The 15,481-nt window shown below is 71.2% G+C and carries 12 protein-coding genes; 2 read left to right on the plus strand and 10 right to left on the minus strand.

The annotated features are described in order from the left end of the window. Positions 1 to 110 precede the first annotated feature (110 nt). On the plus strand, positions 111 to 1,025 hold the full coding sequence (locus R2N01_RS03960; RefSeq protein ID WP_316668682.1) for a DUF6363 domain-containing protein: 915 nt from the start codon (positions 111 to 113) through the stop codon (positions 1,023 to 1,025). Positions 1,026 to 1,130: 105 nt separating this feature from the next. Here R2N01_RS03960 and R2N01_RS03965 read toward each other — a convergent pair whose 3' ends face one another. The 4 genes from R2N01_RS03965 to R2N01_RS03980 all read right to left on the minus strand — a co-directional run bounded on the left by R2N01_RS03965 (position 1,131) and on the right by R2N01_RS03980 (position 5,762). Beyond that, positions 1,131 to 4,007, minus strand: a complete 2,877-nt coding sequence (locus R2N01_RS03965; RefSeq protein ID WP_316668684.1) for a vitamin B12-dependent ribonucleotide reductase — start codon at positions 4,005 to 4,007, stop codon at positions 1,131 to 1,133. Positions 4,008 to 4,106: 99 nt separating this feature from the next. Continuing rightward, positions 4,107 to 4,622 (minus strand): transcriptional regulator NrdR, encoded by a 516-nt coding sequence (gene nrdR, locus R2N01_RS03970; protein WP_316668686.1) that lies wholly within the window; start codon positions 4,620 to 4,622, stop codon positions 4,107 to 4,109. 192 nt (positions 4,623 to 4,814) lie between these two features. Further along, complete coding sequence (locus R2N01_RS03975) at positions 4,815 to 5,153, minus strand: hypothetical protein (protein WP_316668688.1); 339 nt, start codon at positions 5,151 to 5,153, stop codon at positions 4,815 to 4,817. Positions 5,154 to 5,168: 15 nt separating this feature from the next. Continuing rightward, positions 5,169 to 5,762 carry a hypothetical protein gene (locus R2N01_RS03980; RefSeq protein WP_316668690.1) on the minus strand — a complete coding sequence of 198 codons (594 nt, stop codon included), beginning with the start codon at positions 5,760 to 5,762 and terminating at the stop codon, positions 5,169 to 5,171. Between the two features lie 345 nt (positions 5,763 to 6,107). Between R2N01_RS03980 and lexA the strand changes: the two genes are divergently transcribed. Further along, positions 6,108 to 6,935: a transcriptional repressor LexA gene (gene lexA / locus R2N01_RS03985; RefSeq protein ID WP_316668692.1), complete on the plus strand. Its 828-nt coding sequence runs from the start codon at positions 6,108 to 6,110 to the stop codon at positions 6,933 to 6,935. Positions 6,936 to 6,961: 26 nt separating this feature from the next. Here the strand turns inward: lexA and R2N01_RS03990 are convergent, their stop codons facing one another. From R2N01_RS03990 to rny, 6 genes are all read right to left on the minus strand, one after another. Continuing rightward, on the minus strand, positions 6,962 to 8,914 hold the full coding sequence (locus R2N01_RS03990) for an ATP-dependent DNA helicase (protein ID WP_316668704.1): 1,953 nt from the start codon (positions 8,912 to 8,914) through the stop codon (positions 6,962 to 6,964). Between the two features lie 61 nt (positions 8,915 to 8,975). Continuing rightward, complete coding sequence (gene hflX / locus R2N01_RS03995; RefSeq protein ID WP_316668694.1) at positions 8,976 to 10,448, minus strand: GTPase HflX; 1,473 nt, start codon at positions 10,446 to 10,448, stop codon at positions 8,976 to 8,978. A gap of 45 nt (positions 10,449 to 10,493) precedes the next feature. Then, positions 10,494 to 11,357: a diaminopimelate epimerase gene (gene dapF, locus R2N01_RS04000; protein WP_316668696.1), complete on the minus strand. Its 864-nt coding sequence runs from the start codon at positions 11,355 to 11,357 to the stop codon at positions 10,494 to 10,496. Between the two features lie 64 nt (positions 11,358 to 11,421). Then, positions 11,422 to 12,354 carry a tRNA (adenosine(37)-N6)-dimethylallyltransferase MiaA gene (gene miaA, locus R2N01_RS04005; RefSeq protein ID WP_316668698.1) on the minus strand — a complete coding sequence of 311 codons (933 nt, stop codon included), beginning with the start codon at positions 12,352 to 12,354 and terminating at the stop codon, positions 11,422 to 11,424. Next, on the minus strand, positions 12,351 to 13,847 hold the full coding sequence (gene miaB, locus R2N01_RS04010) for a tRNA (N6-isopentenyl adenosine(37)-C2)-methylthiotransferase MiaB (protein ID WP_316668700.1): 1,497 nt from the start codon (positions 13,845 to 13,847) through the stop codon (positions 12,351 to 12,353). The genes miaA and miaB overlap by 4 nt, the downstream gene beginning before the upstream one ends. Before the next feature lie 66 nt (positions 13,848 to 13,913). Then, positions 13,914 to 15,481, minus strand: a 1,568-nt coding sequence (rny, locus tag R2N01_RS04015; RefSeq protein WP_316668703.1) for a ribonuclease Y, incomplete at its 5' end; no start/stop codon positions are given.

Consider the following 15,481-nt stretch of genomic DNA (forward strand, 5'->3'; position numbering starts at 1 on the left):
AGCCACGGGCCGTGCATCGTCCTGGATCGGTGCGCTCCGCCCCATGCCGGCGCGGTCCACCGGGCAGACGGTCCGGGGCCGCCGCCGCAAGGTCCTGGGAGAATGGACCGGTGGCAGATCCCAGAGGCACCGGCCCCGCACCGGCCAGCAATGTGACCGACGCCGCGCTCATCTTCGAGGGCGGCGGCATGCGGGCCAGCTATACGAGTGCTCTGGTCGGCGAGCTGATCGAGAACGAGATCTTCATCGACTGGATCGCCGGCGTCTCGGCCGGCTCCAGCAATACGGCGAACTACATGGCGCGCGATCCGCAGCGGGCCCGGGCCAGTTTCACCGACATAGTCTCCGATCCGCACTTCGGCGGGCTCGTCACGCTCCTGCGCGGCAAGGGCTGGTTCAACGCCGAGTACATCTACCAGCGCACCGGCGGGCCCGACCAGGCGCTGCCCTTCGACTTCGGAACCTACCGCGCCAACCCGGCCCGGCCGAACTTCGGCTCGTTCCGCTGCGACACCGGCGAGCAGGTCTGGTTCACGAAGGCCGACACCGGCACCATGGACGATCTGATGGTGCGCGTGCGGGCCTCCTCGACGATGCCCGGTCTCATGCCCACCGTCACGATCGGGGGGCTGGACTACGTGGACGGCGCCCTCGGGCCCGACGGCGGCATCGGGCTCGACCGCGCCCAGGCCGCCGGCTTCGACAAGTTCCTGGTGGCGCTCACCCGCGAGCGCGGCTACGTGAAGCCAGCTCCCACCCGCGGCCAGTCGGTCCTCTACCGGACGGTGTTCCGCAGGCGTCCGGCGGTGGTCGACGCCCTCATGCACCGCCACGAGGGCTACAACGCGACCCGGCGGGAGCTCTTCGAGCTCGAGGCCGCGGGCAAGGCCTATCTGTTCGTTCCCGACGCCATGCCGGTCGGCAACGGCGAACGCGACCTGGCCAGATTGACCGCCAGCTACGCCGCCGGTCTGGAGCAGGCGCGCCGCGAGTTGCCGGCGATCAAGGAGTTCCTGGGGCTGTAGCCCCGGCATCCGGGCGGGTCCTGCCCGCCAGGACCCGCCCGGATGCCGGGGGCCGGCCAGGGAGACGGCCCCCGGCCGGCTCCTCTGCGCCCGGTACCGACCCGATCAGCTGCAGCCGCTGGTCGAGCCGCAGCCCTCGCAGACGTAGCAGGAGCCGCTGGGGCGCATCTTCGTACCGCAGATCATGCACAGCGGGGCGTCGAATGCGGTGCCCGTGATCTTCTCCATCATCTCGGTAGTGGTGTGGGGGGCGGCGGGCTCGGTGCCGGACGGGGCCTCGATGAGACTGGGCTGGCGGGCACCGCCGGCCCCCACCTCGATGTCATCGCCGGCGTCGTTCTTGAGCAGTTCGCTCTCGGGCAGCTCGGCCTCCTCCTCCTCGGAGAGGTAGGAACCCGTCTCCACGTAGTGGGCGCGCTCGGCGGCGGTGTAGATGCCGAGCTCAGCGCGCTCGTCGAAGTCGAGGTAGTCCAGGGCCAGGCGGCGGAAGACGTAGTCGAGGATCGACTGGGCGATGCGCACGTCCGGGTCGTCGGTCATGCCGGCGGGTTCGAACTTCAGGTTGGTGAACTTCTGGACGAAGCCCTCCAGCGGCACGCCGTACTGCAGGCCGATCGAAACGGCGATCGAGAAGGCGTCCATGACGCCGGCCAGCGTGGAGCCCTGCTTGCCGAGCTTGAGGAAGATCTCGCCCAGCTTGCCGTTCTCGTAGGCGCCGGTGGTGATGTACCCCTCGGCGCCGGCCACCGAGAAGCTGGTGGTGCGGCCGGCTCGGCTCTTGGGCAGGCGACGGCGGCGCGGGCGGTACTCGATGCGCACCTCTGGCTTGGGGGCCTCGACGGCATCCGACTTCCTGTTGTCGTCCCTGCCCTCGGAGCCGGCGCTCAGCGGCTGGCCGACCTTGCAGTTGTCGCGGTAGACGGCCAGCGCCTTCAGGCCGAGCTTCCAGCCCTGCATGTAGACGTCGGCGATGTCCTCGACGGTGGCGCTCTCCGGCATGTTCACCGTCTTGGAGATGGCCCCCGAGATGAAGGGCTGCACGGCGGCCATCATCCGCACGTGGCCCATCGGCGGGATGGCGCGCACGCCCATGGCGGTGTCGAAGACCTCGTAGTGCTCCTGGGCCAGGCCCGGAGCACCCACGACGTTCCCGTTGGCGGCGACGTAGTCGACGATCTGGGCGATGGCCGGCTTGTCGTAGCCGAGGTTCTTCAGGGCGCGCGAGACGGTTCCGTTGACGATCTGCATCGACGATCCGCCGACGAGCTTCTTGAACTTGACCAGCGAGAAATCCGGCTCGATGCCGGTGGTGTCGCAGTCCATCATGAAGCCGATGGTTCCGGTCGGGGCCAGTACGGAGGCCTGGGCGTTGCGGTAGCCGTTCTTGGCGCCGAGCTCGGCGGCGGCGGCCCACTGGGCGGTGGCGGCCTCGTGGATTCCGCCGTCGAGATCGTCGAAGGTCCTGACGGCCTCGTTGGCGGCACCGTGCTTGGCGATGACGCCTCGGTGGGCCTCGGCATTGGGCTCGTAGCCGCTGTACGGGCCGACGACGGCTGCCAGCTCGGCACTGCGGCGGTAGGCGGCGCCGGTCATCAGCGAGGTGATGACGGCGGCCAGGGTGCGCCCGCCCCCGGAGTCGTAGCCCTTGCCGAGCGCCATGAGCAGGGCGCCCAGGTTGGCGTAGCCGATGCCCAGCTGACGGTAGGCGCGGGTGGTCTCGGCGATCGGCTCGGTCGGGAAGTCGGCGAAGCAGATCGAGATGTCCATGGCGGTGATGACCAGCTCGACGGCCCTGATGAACAGCTCGGCGTCGAAGGTGTCGTCCTCGCGCAGGAACTTGAGCAGATTGAGGCTGGCCAGATTGCACGAGGAGTCGTCCAGGCTCATGTATTCCGAGCACGGGTTGGACGCGTTGATCCGGCCCGAGGCGGGATCGGTGTGCCAGGCGTTGATCGTGTCGTCGTACTGGATGCCGGGATCGGCGCACTCCCAGGCCGCCTGGGCGATCTTGCCGAAGAGCTCGCGGGCGTCGACCCGCTCGACGATCTCGCCGGTGGTGCGCGCGCGCAGACCGAACTCCGCGCCGGCCTCGACGGCCCTCATGAACTCGTCGGAGACGCGCACCGAGTTGTTGGCGTTCTGGTACTGCACAGAGGTGATGTCGGCGCCGCCCAGGTCCATGTCGAAACCGGCATCGCGCAGGGCGCGGATCTTGTCCTCCTCCCGAGCCTTGGTCTCCACGAATTCCTCGATGTCGGGGTGGTCGACGTCGAGGACGACCATCTTGGCCGCGCGCCGGGTGGCACCACCGGACTTGATGGTGCCGGCCGAGGCGTCGGCGCCGCGCATGAAGCTGACGGGGCCGGATGCGGTACCGCCGCTGGAGCGCAGGAGCTCCTTCGAGGAGCGGATGCGCGAGAGATTCAGACCGGCCCCCGAGCCGCCCTTGAAGATCATGCCCTCCTCGCGGTACCAGTTCAGGATCGACTCCATGGAGTCGTCGACGGAGAGGATGAAGCAGGCGCTGACCTGCTGAGAGCTCGGGGTGCCGACGTTGAACCACACCGGGGAGTTGAAGGCGAAGTACTGGTGCAGAAGCATCCAGGTGAGCTCCTCGGCGAAGACCTGGGCGTCGGCCTCGGAGGCGAAATAGCCCTCCTCGTAGCCGGTCGAGGAGTACCTCCTCACCACGCGGTCGATGAGTTGGCGCAGGCTCGACTCGCGACTGTCGGTGCCGACGGCGCCGCGGAAGTACTTGGTGGTGACGATGGTGGAGGCGTTGACGCTCCAGAAGTCGGGGAACTCGACGCCCTTCTGCTCGAAGACGGTCTCGCCGGTCTTCCAGTTGGTCTGCACCACATCACGACGTTGCCAGGTGACCTCGTCGTAGGGATGCACACCAGCCGTGCTGAAGATGCGCTCGACCTTGAGACCGGCGGACTTGTCATCGCGGGCCTTGGTCGTGGCCACAGTCTGTGTCATCGTTCCCTGTTCCCTCTCCATACGGGGCTCGGGCGATCTGCGCCCGACATGGTTTGTGTCCTCACACGTAACTACACGTAACTATTCGGTTGTCCTGGTTCAGGAGCGCACGGAACCCCCTGACGAGGAGGCTCCCGGCGCACCCGAGGGCTCAGCCGTCCGCCGCTCCCGCTCCGCCTCCCGCAGTTTGGCGATCTCGGCCAGGAAGTCGTCCACGCACTGAAAATGCTGGTAGACGCTGGCGAAACGCAGGTAGGCGACGGCGTCGAGCCTGCTCAGTGGTTCGAGGATCGTCACGCCGACCTGCTCGGACGGGATCTCGGCCATGCCGCCGGCCCGCAACGACTCCTCGACCTGCTGGCCGAGCCTGGCCAGCTGGGCCTCGGTGACGGGCCTGCCCTTGCACGCCTTGCGGACTCCGTTGATCACCTTGTCCCGGTTGAATGGCTCGACGACGCCCGACTTCTTCACCACGACGAGCTGCATCTGCTCGATCGTGGTGAAGCGCCGCCCGCAGGCCGGGCACTGACGGCGCCGACGGATGCTCGCGCCGTCCTCGGCCACACGCGAGTCGAGAACGCGGGAGTCGTCGTTGCGGCAGTACGGGCAGTGCATGACCCAGCTCCCCTCGACTCGTCGCGCCGCCGCCCGCCCCGCCCGCGGTCCCGGACCGCGCGCCCACAACACCTTGTGAGCAGCTTGTGGACAAGAACCACAACCTGTGGACGAACAACAGGCTTGTAACTACTAGATGTGGATGATGCAGATACAGTACACCCAGCACCGGACCAGGCTCCGGCGACCTTCTCACCGGGGGCCGTCGATCCGGGGCCCGGGCCGGCCGATCCCGCAACGCCCCTCGTCACGGCCGGTAAGGACGGCTGAGCAGAGGAACGCCGACGGACGGGACCGACCAAGGCCCGCGATGACAAGTCCGCCGGTCTCAAGGTCGAGCGCATCTTCAGCACGGCTGGTGTGCATCCCTACGACGAGGTCACCTGGCAACGTCGTGATGTGGTGCAGACCAACTGGAAGACCGGCGAGACCGTCTTCGAGCAGAAGGGCGTCGAGTTCCCCGACTTCTGGAGCGTCAACGCCTCCACCATCGTCACCGGCGAGCACAGCACCGTCGCCAACGATCGCCACGAATCATCGCCGCTCCTAGCCGCCCCGGGCGACGGCACTGGAACTCCGCTCAACGGGCGCATTCGAGATCGAGAGGAACGAATGCACCGCGCCGCCGAGCCCCAGGACGACCGCGGCGACGAAGGACGTCACGACAACGGCGATGCCGCGCTCGGTCAGGCGCCAGCCCCGGGCGGGAGCGGCCGCACGGGTGCGCCGATGAGCACGCTCACCCGCAGCGCGAGCCCCGTCCGACGCCGGGGCGATGCCGACGGCGGCCGCCAGCATCTCGGCACTGAGCACCTGGACGTGCTCGGTGTCATCGACCGGCTCGTGCACCGGCCCCGGGGACGTCCCTCCGGACGACGCACACGGGCAAGCGCCCTCCCCCAGGCGGGCCGGGATCGGCGAACGGCCGATGAACCCCTGATGGACCGCGGGTGGGACGGGTTGAGCAGGACGGCGGGGGACGATGGGCTGAGCAGGACGGGCCCCCGGCCCGTGCGAACCGGCACGCGCGCCGCTTCCGGACAGGACGGCGGGGCTCCGGGCGTCACCGCTCTTGCCGAGGACGGCCTGATCGAGCCGGATCGCCCCCTCGAACCGGGCCGCGTCGATCTCCCGTGCCATGTCAACCTCCTGTACGAAGAACTCGCCCGGGCGGAAGACCCGGAGTCCATCCGATGCCAGCGAACAGTCTCGAGAAGATCTCGAACGTGTGTTCGAGAACCAGAATAGTACATCCGTTCGAGATGTCCAGACGGAGCGAGGCTCATCCGTCCCGAACCGGTCGTGGTGGCCTCGCGCACGACCGAGTCAAGCAGTCGCCGCCGACAATTCTCCGGGCCGCCCGGAGCGCCGGGGAGCCGGCCGGGCGGCCGGACCGATGGATCACCCCGCCCCAGGACGCCGGGGGCCGACACGCGGAACCGAACAGTCGTTTGATTGCGGGCCCAGCCGGCGTAGCATGCCGCCATGGGCACAACGGGCTCCTCACCGGCGGCGGGCGCTGCGCACGAGTCGTCAGGACGCGCTGCGCGTAGGGCCGGGCGCCCCAGTCGGGCGCGCGTCGACGCCGAGCTGCGGGCCAGCCGCGTCAAGCGCCGGATCGCCGGGCCCCCCGTCCAGGGCGGCCGGCCGGCCGGGGCCCCGGACGCCGGCTCGCTCACCCAGCGCCAGCGCCTCATCCTCGACTTCATCCGCACCAGTGTCGACGCCCACGGCTATCCGCCGAGCATCCGCGAGATGGGCGAGGCGGTCGGTCTGACGAGCCCATCGAGCGTCGTCCATCAGCTCAAGGTGCTCGAGGCCAAGGGTTTCCTCCGCCGCGATCCCAGGCGCCCGCGCGCCCTCGAGGTCGTCCTGGCGCGGTCCGGCCGACCGGATGGGGAGTTCGTCGATCCCACCGACCTGGGCGAGGCCTTCCCCGAGGCCGTCGACGTCCCCCTGGTCGGCACGATCGCCGCCGGCGCACCGATCCTGGCTGTCGAGCAGGTCGAGCAGACCATGCCCCTGCCGCGCGACCTGGTCGGCTCGGGCACGGTCTTCATGCTTCGGGTGCACGGCGACTCGATGGTCGGGGCCGCGATCTGCAACGGCGACTACGTCGTCATCCGCCAGCAGCCCACCGCGGACAACGGCGACTTCGTCGCCGCCATGCTCGACGACGAGGCCACGGTCAAGGAGTTCCGCCGTATCGACGGCCATGTCCGGCTGGTGGCGCACAACGAGGACTACGATCCGATCGACGGCGACCGCGCCACCATCATCGGCAAGGTCGTCGCGGTCCTCCGCCGCATCTGACCGCCCCACGGACGCGCAGGTCCCGCTCAGGACGAGCCGTCGAGCCTGCGCAGCGCACCGACCGTGCGCTCCAGGTCCGTCGTCGTCCAGAAGTCCGGCAGCGACCTGCGCAGGTACGAGCCGTAACGGGCCGTCGCCAGGCGCGAGTCCAGGACGGCCACCACTCCCCTGTCGCCGCTGCGCCTGATGAGGCGCCCGGCGCCCTGTGCCAGCAGCAGGGCCGCATGCGAGGCGGCCACCTGCATGAATCCGTTGCCGCCGGCCTTCGTGACGGACTGCTGACGCGCCTGCACGAGCGGGTCGTCGGGACGCGGGAACGGGATGCGGTCGATGATGACCAGGCGGCAGGCGTCGCCGGGCACGTCGATGCCCTGCCACAGCGACATGGTGCCGAACAGACTGGTCTCGGACTCCGCCGCGAAGCGCCGGGTGAGTTCCGGCAGCTGGGCCTCGCCCTGGCACAGGACGGACAGCTTCGGCAGTTCCAGGCGCACGTGCCGGGTGGCCGCCTCCGCGGCGCGCTGGGAGCTGAACAGCCCCAGCGCGTGGCCCCCACTGGCCCGGACGAGCTCGGCGACCTGCTCGAGCACGTCCCCGCCGATGCCCTCGCGTCCGGGCCGGGCCAGGTGCGCGGCGACGTACAGGATGCCCTGCCTGGCATAGTCGAAGGGCGAGCCGACGTCGACGCCCCGCCAGGGCAGCCAGGCGCCCGGGTCGTCCTCCGATGCGCCGCGGTCGGGCCTCTCGTCCTCGCCGAGGCGCTCGGCCGCCCGCAGGCCGACCCGCCCGGCCATGGCCTCGAAGGAGCCGCCGAGGGCGAGCGTGGCGCTGGTCAGGACGGTCGTGGCCCGGGCCAGGACCGCGCTGCGCAGCAGACCGGCCACCGACAGCGGGGCGACATTGAGCCAGCGCCCGGAGTGCTCGCGCTCGCTGATCCACACGACATCGGCGTCGGTCATGGCCGCCATGCGCTCAGCGGTCTCGAAGACCTCGCGGGCGGCCGCTGCGGCGGCGCTGCGCTCCGGCTCGGCCTGGGACCCGGAGCCGGACCGGCCCAGCTGGCCCGCCGCCCGGCGGGCGGCATCGCGAACGCGTCCTACCGCCTCGACGAGGCTGCTGTTCGCCGGGCCGACCCGGCCCGGATCGATGTCCTCGAGCACGCCGCGCAGGGCGTCGGCCGCATCGAGGAGGTCGAGGGCCGTCTCGTCGTCGAGCCAGTCGGCCCCCCGGCGGCAGACGCGCTCGACCCGCTGGGGACCGAGCTCCTCGCCGGCGGCTCCGGTGACCCTGTCGGTGAGCTCGTGGGCCTCGTCGATGATGACGGCGTCGTGCTCGGGCAGCACGCCGTTCTGGCCCATCGCATCGATGGCCAGCAGGGCGTGGTTGGTGATCACGAGGTCCGCTGCGCGTGCCCTGGCCCGGGAGATCTCAACGAAGCACTCGTCGTGGAAGGGGCAGCGCGCCCCGGGGCACTCGCGCGAGCTGATGGAGACCTGGGCCCATGCCCGCCCCGAGTGGGCGGGTGCGTCATCGCGGTCGGCGAGCCCGTGCCCCTCGGCCTGCTCCTCGACCCAGGAGCGCAGGGCGACGACCTCGGCGCCGAGCCCGGATTCGGCGTCCTGGGCGCCGTTGCGAGCGGTCTCGGCCAGGGCGTCGGCGGTCAGCAGGCTGGACTGCTCGGGTGCCGCGCCGCCGCGCGAGCGCATCAGGCACGCGTAGTTGCTGCGCCCCTTGAGTACGGCCGCGACGGGCAGGCGCCCGGTCACCTCGGCGACCGCCTGTGCAGCGGCGGGCACGTCCTTGGTGGCCAGCTGGTTCTGCAGGGCGATGGTGGCGGTGGCTACGACGACCCCGGCGTCCGAGGCCTGGGCGTGCACGAGCGCGGGCGCCAGGTAGCCGAGCGACTTACCGGTGCCCGTACCGGCCTGGACGAGCAGCTGGGTGCCCTCGGCGAGCGCCCGCGCGACGGCACCGGCCATCCTGCGCTGGCCCGGGCGCGTCGATCCCCCGACGGCCCCGACGGCCTCGTCGAGGACACGCTCATGCAGAGGCTCGGTCACCGGCACAGTCTACGCCGTCGGCGCCCCGCGGCCCGGGCGCACGCCGCCCCCCCTGCAGGACGAACCCGGCCAGCTCATGGGCCAGGTCGGCGTGGACCCTGGCGACGAGGCGGGTGCCGTTCTCGAGGTACTCGTCGGACTCGATCTCGCCGTAACGGTGAATGCGGTCGACCAGATCACCGCGGTTCCAGGGGATGAGCACGTCGACCCGCTCGTGGGGCGCGGGCAGGCGCGACTCGACGGCGGCGCACAGCTCGTCGACGCCCTCGCCGGTGCGCGCACTGACGAAGACGGCATCGGGGTGCCCGGCTCTCAGCCGGGCGAGGACGTCCGAGTCGGCCGCGTCGGTCTTGTTGGCGACGAGCAGCTCGGGCTGCTGCCCCGTGCCGATGTCGTCGAGCACCTCGCGGACGGCCTGGATCTGGCCGTCGGGGTCGGGATCGGAGCCGTCGACGACGTGGACGAGCAGATCGGCCTGCACCGACTCCTCGAGCGTGGAGCGGAAGGCCTCGACCAGGTCGGTGGGCAGGTGCCGCACGAAGCCGACGGTGTCGGTCATCGTGTAGACGCGCCCGTCGGCGGTCCTGCAGCGGCGCGTCGTGGGGTCGAGGGTGGCGAACAGGGCGTCCTCGACGAGCGCACCGGCACCGGTGAGCCGGTTGAGCAGCGAGCTCTTGCCGGCATTCGTGTAGCCGACGATGGCCACCGAGGGGATGCGATTGCGGCGGCGGCTCTCTCGTCCGATGGCGCGCGTGGAGTCCATGCCGCGCAGCCTGCGACGCAGGATCGCGATGCGCGAGTCGATGCGGCGCCTGTCGGTCTCCAGCTTGGTCTCGCCGGGCCCGCGCCCGCCGATGCCGACGCCGGAGGCGGCACGGCCGCCCACCTGGCGGGAGAGCGAGTCGCCCCAGCCGCGCAGGCGCTGCTTGAGGTAGTTGAGCTGGGCCAGCTCGACCTGGGTCTTGCCCTCGACGCTGCGCGCGTGCTGGGCGAAGATGTCGAGGATGAGGGCGGTTCGGTCGACGACCTTGACCCCTACGAGGTCCTCGAGATTCCTCAACTGGGCCGGGCTCAGCTCACCGTCGGCGATGACCGTGTCGGCGCCGGTGGCGACGACGACCTCGCGCAGCTCGCCGACCTTGCCGGAGCCCAGGTAGGTGGCGGCCTCGGGGCGGGGGCGGCGCTGCACGAGGCCCTCGAGCACCTGGGATCCGGCGGTCTCGGCGAGCGCCTTGAGCTCGGCCATGGCGTTGCGGGCCTCGGACGCCGATCCGGTGGTCCACACGGAGATCAGGACGACCCGTTCCAGGCGCAGCCGGCGGTACTCGACCTCGCTCTCGTCCTGCAACTCGGTGGACATGCCGGGCACGCGGGTGAGCGCCACGCGGTCCGCGAGCTCCTGCTGGTCGCCGTCGTACCCGTTCGCGCCGGGGAACTGCTCGTCGTGGGTCATTGTCGCCTCAGCCGGGCGCAGGGCCCGTGACGATGGTCGGTGTGGTCATGATTCAGCGGGGGCGGCCGGGGCGTCCCGGTGGGCGCGCGGATCGGGGACGAGGACCTCGCCGCGGGCGACGATGACGGCCAGCCCGATGAGCTCGGCCCGGTCTTCGCCGAAGGCCACCTCGAGGCGGCCCCCCGGCACGGCGACCGCATAGTTCCCGATCAGCCCGTCACGGGCGCGGGCCCGGGCGGCGGCGGCGACGACGCCCGTGCCGCACGAGAGGGTCTCGCCCGAGCCGCGCTCGTAGACGCGCACCGACAGATCGCGCTCGCCGTCGACGTGGACGAACTCGACGTTGACGCCCTCGGGGAAGACGCCCTCGTCGAACCGCGGGGCACGGGACAGGTCGAAGGACGCCAGATCGGCGTCGGCGGGCAGCAGGACGACCGCGTGGGGATTGCCGACGTCGACCGCGGTGGCCTCGAAGCGGCGCCCGTCGTGGCTCACCCAGGTCGGTTCGGGGCTGACCCGGACCGCGCCCATGTGCGCGCACATGCGTCCGTCGGGCAGCTCGCGCACCCCGCGCAGGCCGGCACGGGTGGCGATGACGAGGTCCTTGGAGTCGACGAGGTCCTCCTCCATGAGGAAGCGCCCGAAGACGCGCAGGCCGTTGCCGCACATCTCGGCGAGCGAGCCGTCGGCGTTGCGGTAGTCCATGAACCACAGATCGGGGTCGCCGTCCCACTCGGGCACGTGCGCGGCCTTGATGGCGCGGATGACGCCGTCGGCGCCGATGCCGCCGTGGCGGTCGCACAGGAAGCGCACCTGCTCGGGGCCCAGCGCCACGGAGCCGGTGCGGTCCTTGAGCAGGACGAAGTCGTTGCGCGTGCCGTGCCCCTTGGCGAAACCCCAGGTGTCCATGAGGCTCATTCTCCCACCGTGATCCAGCCCGGTGCCCTCCGATCGACGATCGTGGACAGCCCGGTCAGGGGCGGCCCGGCACGGGCAGATCGGTGGCGATCGCCTGCTCGAGTCCGGGCGTGCCGGCCCGCAGCCAGGTGATGCGCGGGTCACGACGGAACCAGCCGAGCTGCTTGCGGGCGAAGCGCCTGGTGCCGTCGATGGTTGCCCGGATGGCCTGCTCCCGATCGATGCGTCCTTCGATCAGATCGAGCACCTGCCGGTAGCCGAGCGCCCGGCTGGCCGTGGTCCCCTCGCGCAGGCCGTCGTCGACGAGGTGCTGGACCTCCTGGACCAGGCCCTGCTCGAACATGGCGCGGACGCGGGCGGCGATGCGCTCGTCCATGAGCTCTCGGTCGAGCTCCAGACCGTACTGGTGGACGTTCTCGAGCAGATAGCGCGGCTCGGGCAGGTGCGGGCTGTAGTGGCCGGTCAGCTCGACGACCTCCAGGGCCCGGACGACGCGGCGGGCGTTGCCCGGAGGGATCGCCCGGGCGGCCTCGGGCGATCTGGCGGCCAGCACTCGGTGCAGGCCGGCCGGGCCGAGCCTGTCGAGCTCGTCCTCCCAGCGGGTGCGCACCAGCGGATCCGTGCCGGGGAACTCGAAGTCGTCGACGACGGCACGCGTGTACAGCGAGGACCCGCCGACCAGGATGGGGACGGCACCGGCCCCGCGCAGGGCCACGATCCGCTCGCGCGCCATGGCCTGGAATTCTGCGACGGTGCCGGTCTCGCGCACGTCGAGCACGTCGATGAGGTGGTGCGCGATGCCGCCGCGCTCGGCCGGCGACGGCTTCGCGGTGCCGATGTCCATGCCGCGGTAGAGGGCCATGGAATCGGCGTTGACGATCTCTGCCGGGTGCCCGCGGCCGGTGAGCAGACGCGCCAGGGCGACGGCCAGGGCCGACTTGCCCGAGGCGGTCGGCCCGACGATGACGACCAGCGGCGGAATGCTCATGCGCGCGGCATCGCCGGAAGGCCGAGGGGGACGCCGACCGGCTCGGTGCGCGGATCGTGGCGGGCTGCCCAGGCATCGCCGCCGCGGGTGCGGCGCAGACTGCGCAGGGGGGCATCGGCCACCAGGTAGTGGGGCGTGCCGCGGGTGACCTCGACCTCGGCGATGTCGCCGGGGCGGGGGCGCTGCGCCGGATCGGCGGGCACGGCGACGTGGACGAGCCTGTTGTCCCGGGCGCGACCGGACATGCGCTCGCCGTCCTCGCGGCCCTCGCCGGTGGCGAACATGACCTCGACGGTCCGCCCCTCGAAGGCCCTGTTCTGGTCCCAGCTGATCTCCTCCTGCAGGGCGGCCAGACGCTCGTAGCGCCCCTGGACGACCTCGCGCGGCACCTGGTCGGGGCGGGCGCCGGCCGGAGTGCCGGGGCGCACCGAGTACTGGAAGGTGAAGGCGCTGGTGAAGCGGGACTGGCGCACCACGTCCATGGTGTCCTCGAAGTCCTCGTCCGTTTCGCCGGGGAAGCCGACGATGACGTCGGTGCTGATCGCGGCATCGGGCATGGCGGCGCGGACGCGCTCCAGGATGTCCAGGAACCTCTTGGCCCGGTAGGAGCGGCGCATCTGCCTGAGCACCCGGTCCGAGCCGGACTGCAGGGGCATGTGCAGCTGGTGCATGACGTTCGGCGTGACGGCCATGGCCTCGATGACGTCATCGGTGAAGGCGGCCGGGTGCGGGCTGGTGAAGCGCACACGTTCCAGCCCCTCGATGCCCCCGCACGAGCGCAGGAGCTTGGCGAAGGCGGCACGGTCGCCGAACTGCACGCCGTAGGAGTTCACGTTCTGACCGAGCAGGGTGATCTCCTGGACGCCCGCCTCGACGAGCATGCGGGCCTCGGCCAGGACCTGACCTGGCCGGCGGTCGGTCTCCCTGCCGCGCAGCGCGGGGACGATGCAGAAGGTGCAGGTGTTGTTGCAGCCCACGCTGATCGGCACCCACGCCGAGTAGGCGGACTCCCGGCGGGTCGGCAGATCGGACGGGAAGGTCTGCAGGGCCTCGGTGATCTCGACCTGGCTGGCCCGCTCGATGCGCGAGCGCTCCAGCAGGGCCGGCAGCGAACCGATGTTGTTGGTGCCGAAGACGACATCGACCCAGGGGGCCCTGGAGGTGATGATGTCGCGGTCCTTCTGGGCCATGCAGCCGCCCACGGCGATCTGCATGCCGGGATGACGGGCCTTGACGGGGGCCATGTGGCCGAGATTGCCGTAGAGCCTGTTGTCCGCGTTCTTGCGGACGGCGCAGGTGTTGAAGACGACGACGTCGGCCTCGTCGAGCTCGCCGTCCTCGGGCGCGCGCACGTAACCGGCCTCGTCGAGCAGACCGGCGATGCGCTCCGAGTCGTGCGCGTTCATCTGGCAGCCGTAGGTGATCACCCGATAGGTGCGCGGGCTCGCACCGGTGGCACCGGGCTGGGCGGTCGTCGTGTCGGGGATGTCCATGGCGGGTCCATGGTACCCAGCGGCAGGGCCCGCGGCGGTGCGGCGACGGACGCCCGATCCGGGAGGTCAATGGGCCAGGCGAGTGGCCCGTGACTCCCTCACCACCGTGATCCTGATGTTGCCGGGGAAGACCAGCTCCTCGGCGACCTCGTGGGCGATGGTCTCGGCCAGCTCGACGCTCCCCGCGTCGTCGACGATCCCGGGGACGACCATGACACGGACCTCGCGGCCCGCCTGCATGGCGAAGACCTTGTCGACGCCCTCGTGGGATCCGGCGATCTTCTCCAAGCGCTCCAGGCGCTGGACGTAGGCCTCGAGGCTCTCGCGGCGCGCGCCGGGCCGCGATCCGGAGATCGTGTCGGCGACCTGGGTCATGACGGCCTCGACGCAGTTCTGCTCGATCTCGTTGTGATGGGCCCCGACGGCGTTGACGACCTCGTCGGATTCGCCGTGCCTGCGCAGCAGGTCCGCGCCCTCGAGAGCGTGGGAGCCCTCGCCGCTGGTGACGACAGCCTTGCCGATGTCGTGCAGGAAGGCCGCGCGTTTGCAGCTGGCGGCGTCCAGGCCGAGCTCGGCGGCAATGGCCCCGGCGATGCGACCGCACTCGCTCATGTGGGCCAGGACGTTCTGGCCGTAACTGGTGCGGTAGCGCAGGGCGCCGATCGTGGCGTGCAGCTCGGGATCCATGTCGGTGATGCCCAGTTCCAGGCAGGCCTGCTCGCCCGTCCGACGGCAGCCGGCCATGATCTTCCTGCTGCAGCGCTCGTGCGCCTCCTCGATGCGGGCCGGGTGGATGCGGCCGTCGGCGATGAGCTCGCTCATGGTGACGCGGGCGATCTCGCGTCGGACCGGATCGAAGCAGCTGAGCAGCACCGAGCCGGGCGTGTCATCGACCATGACATTGACGCCGGTGGTCTGCTCGAAGGCACGGATGTTGCGGCCCTCCCGGCCGATGATGCGGCCCTTCATCTCATCGCCGGGCACTTCGACGGTGGTGACGGCGGCATCGCTGGTGGCCTCAGCGGCGATGCGCTGGATGGCCGTGGTGATGATGCCGCGGGCGATGCGATCGGCGCCGGCCTGGGTGTCGTCCTCGATGCGACGGGCCCGCAGGGCGGCCGCGCGGCGGGCGTCCTGCTCGACGCGGGCGATGAGCTGCGCGCGCGCCTCCTCGGCGCTGACGCCGCCGAGGCGCTCGAGTTCGGCGGTGATGGCCGCGCGCTCGGCCCCGACGGCCTCCCTGTCCTGTTCGAGCCGTTCCTGCCTGGCGTCGAGCCGGTCGGTGCGCGACTGCAGGGCGGTGCGCTCGGCCCCGAGCTGGTTCTCGCGCTCGTCGAGGAGCCGGCTCCGCTGCGTCAGGGCCTCCTCGCGCGCGGCGAGCTCGGAGCCCAATCGGGTCATCTCGGCCTTGAGACGATCGGAGTCGGCCCGGGCGCCCCGGGCCCTCTCGCTGAGCGCCGCGGCCGACTTCTCCCGCTCCATCAGGTCGTCGAGTCTGTCCTGGGCGTCGCGCTCGGCGCGCTCGGCCCGGGCGCGGGCCGTCTCGATCTCGCGTTGGAGGGCGTCCAGTTCCGCGGCCCGGGCGTCGAGCGCCCTGGAGCGCTCGTCCACCTCGTCGGTTCCCACGGGATCGG

This window comes from uncultured Propionibacterium sp. (assembly GCF_963539965.1).
Lineage (GTDB): Bacteria > Actinomycetota > Actinomycetes > Propionibacteriales > Propionibacteriaceae > Propionibacterium.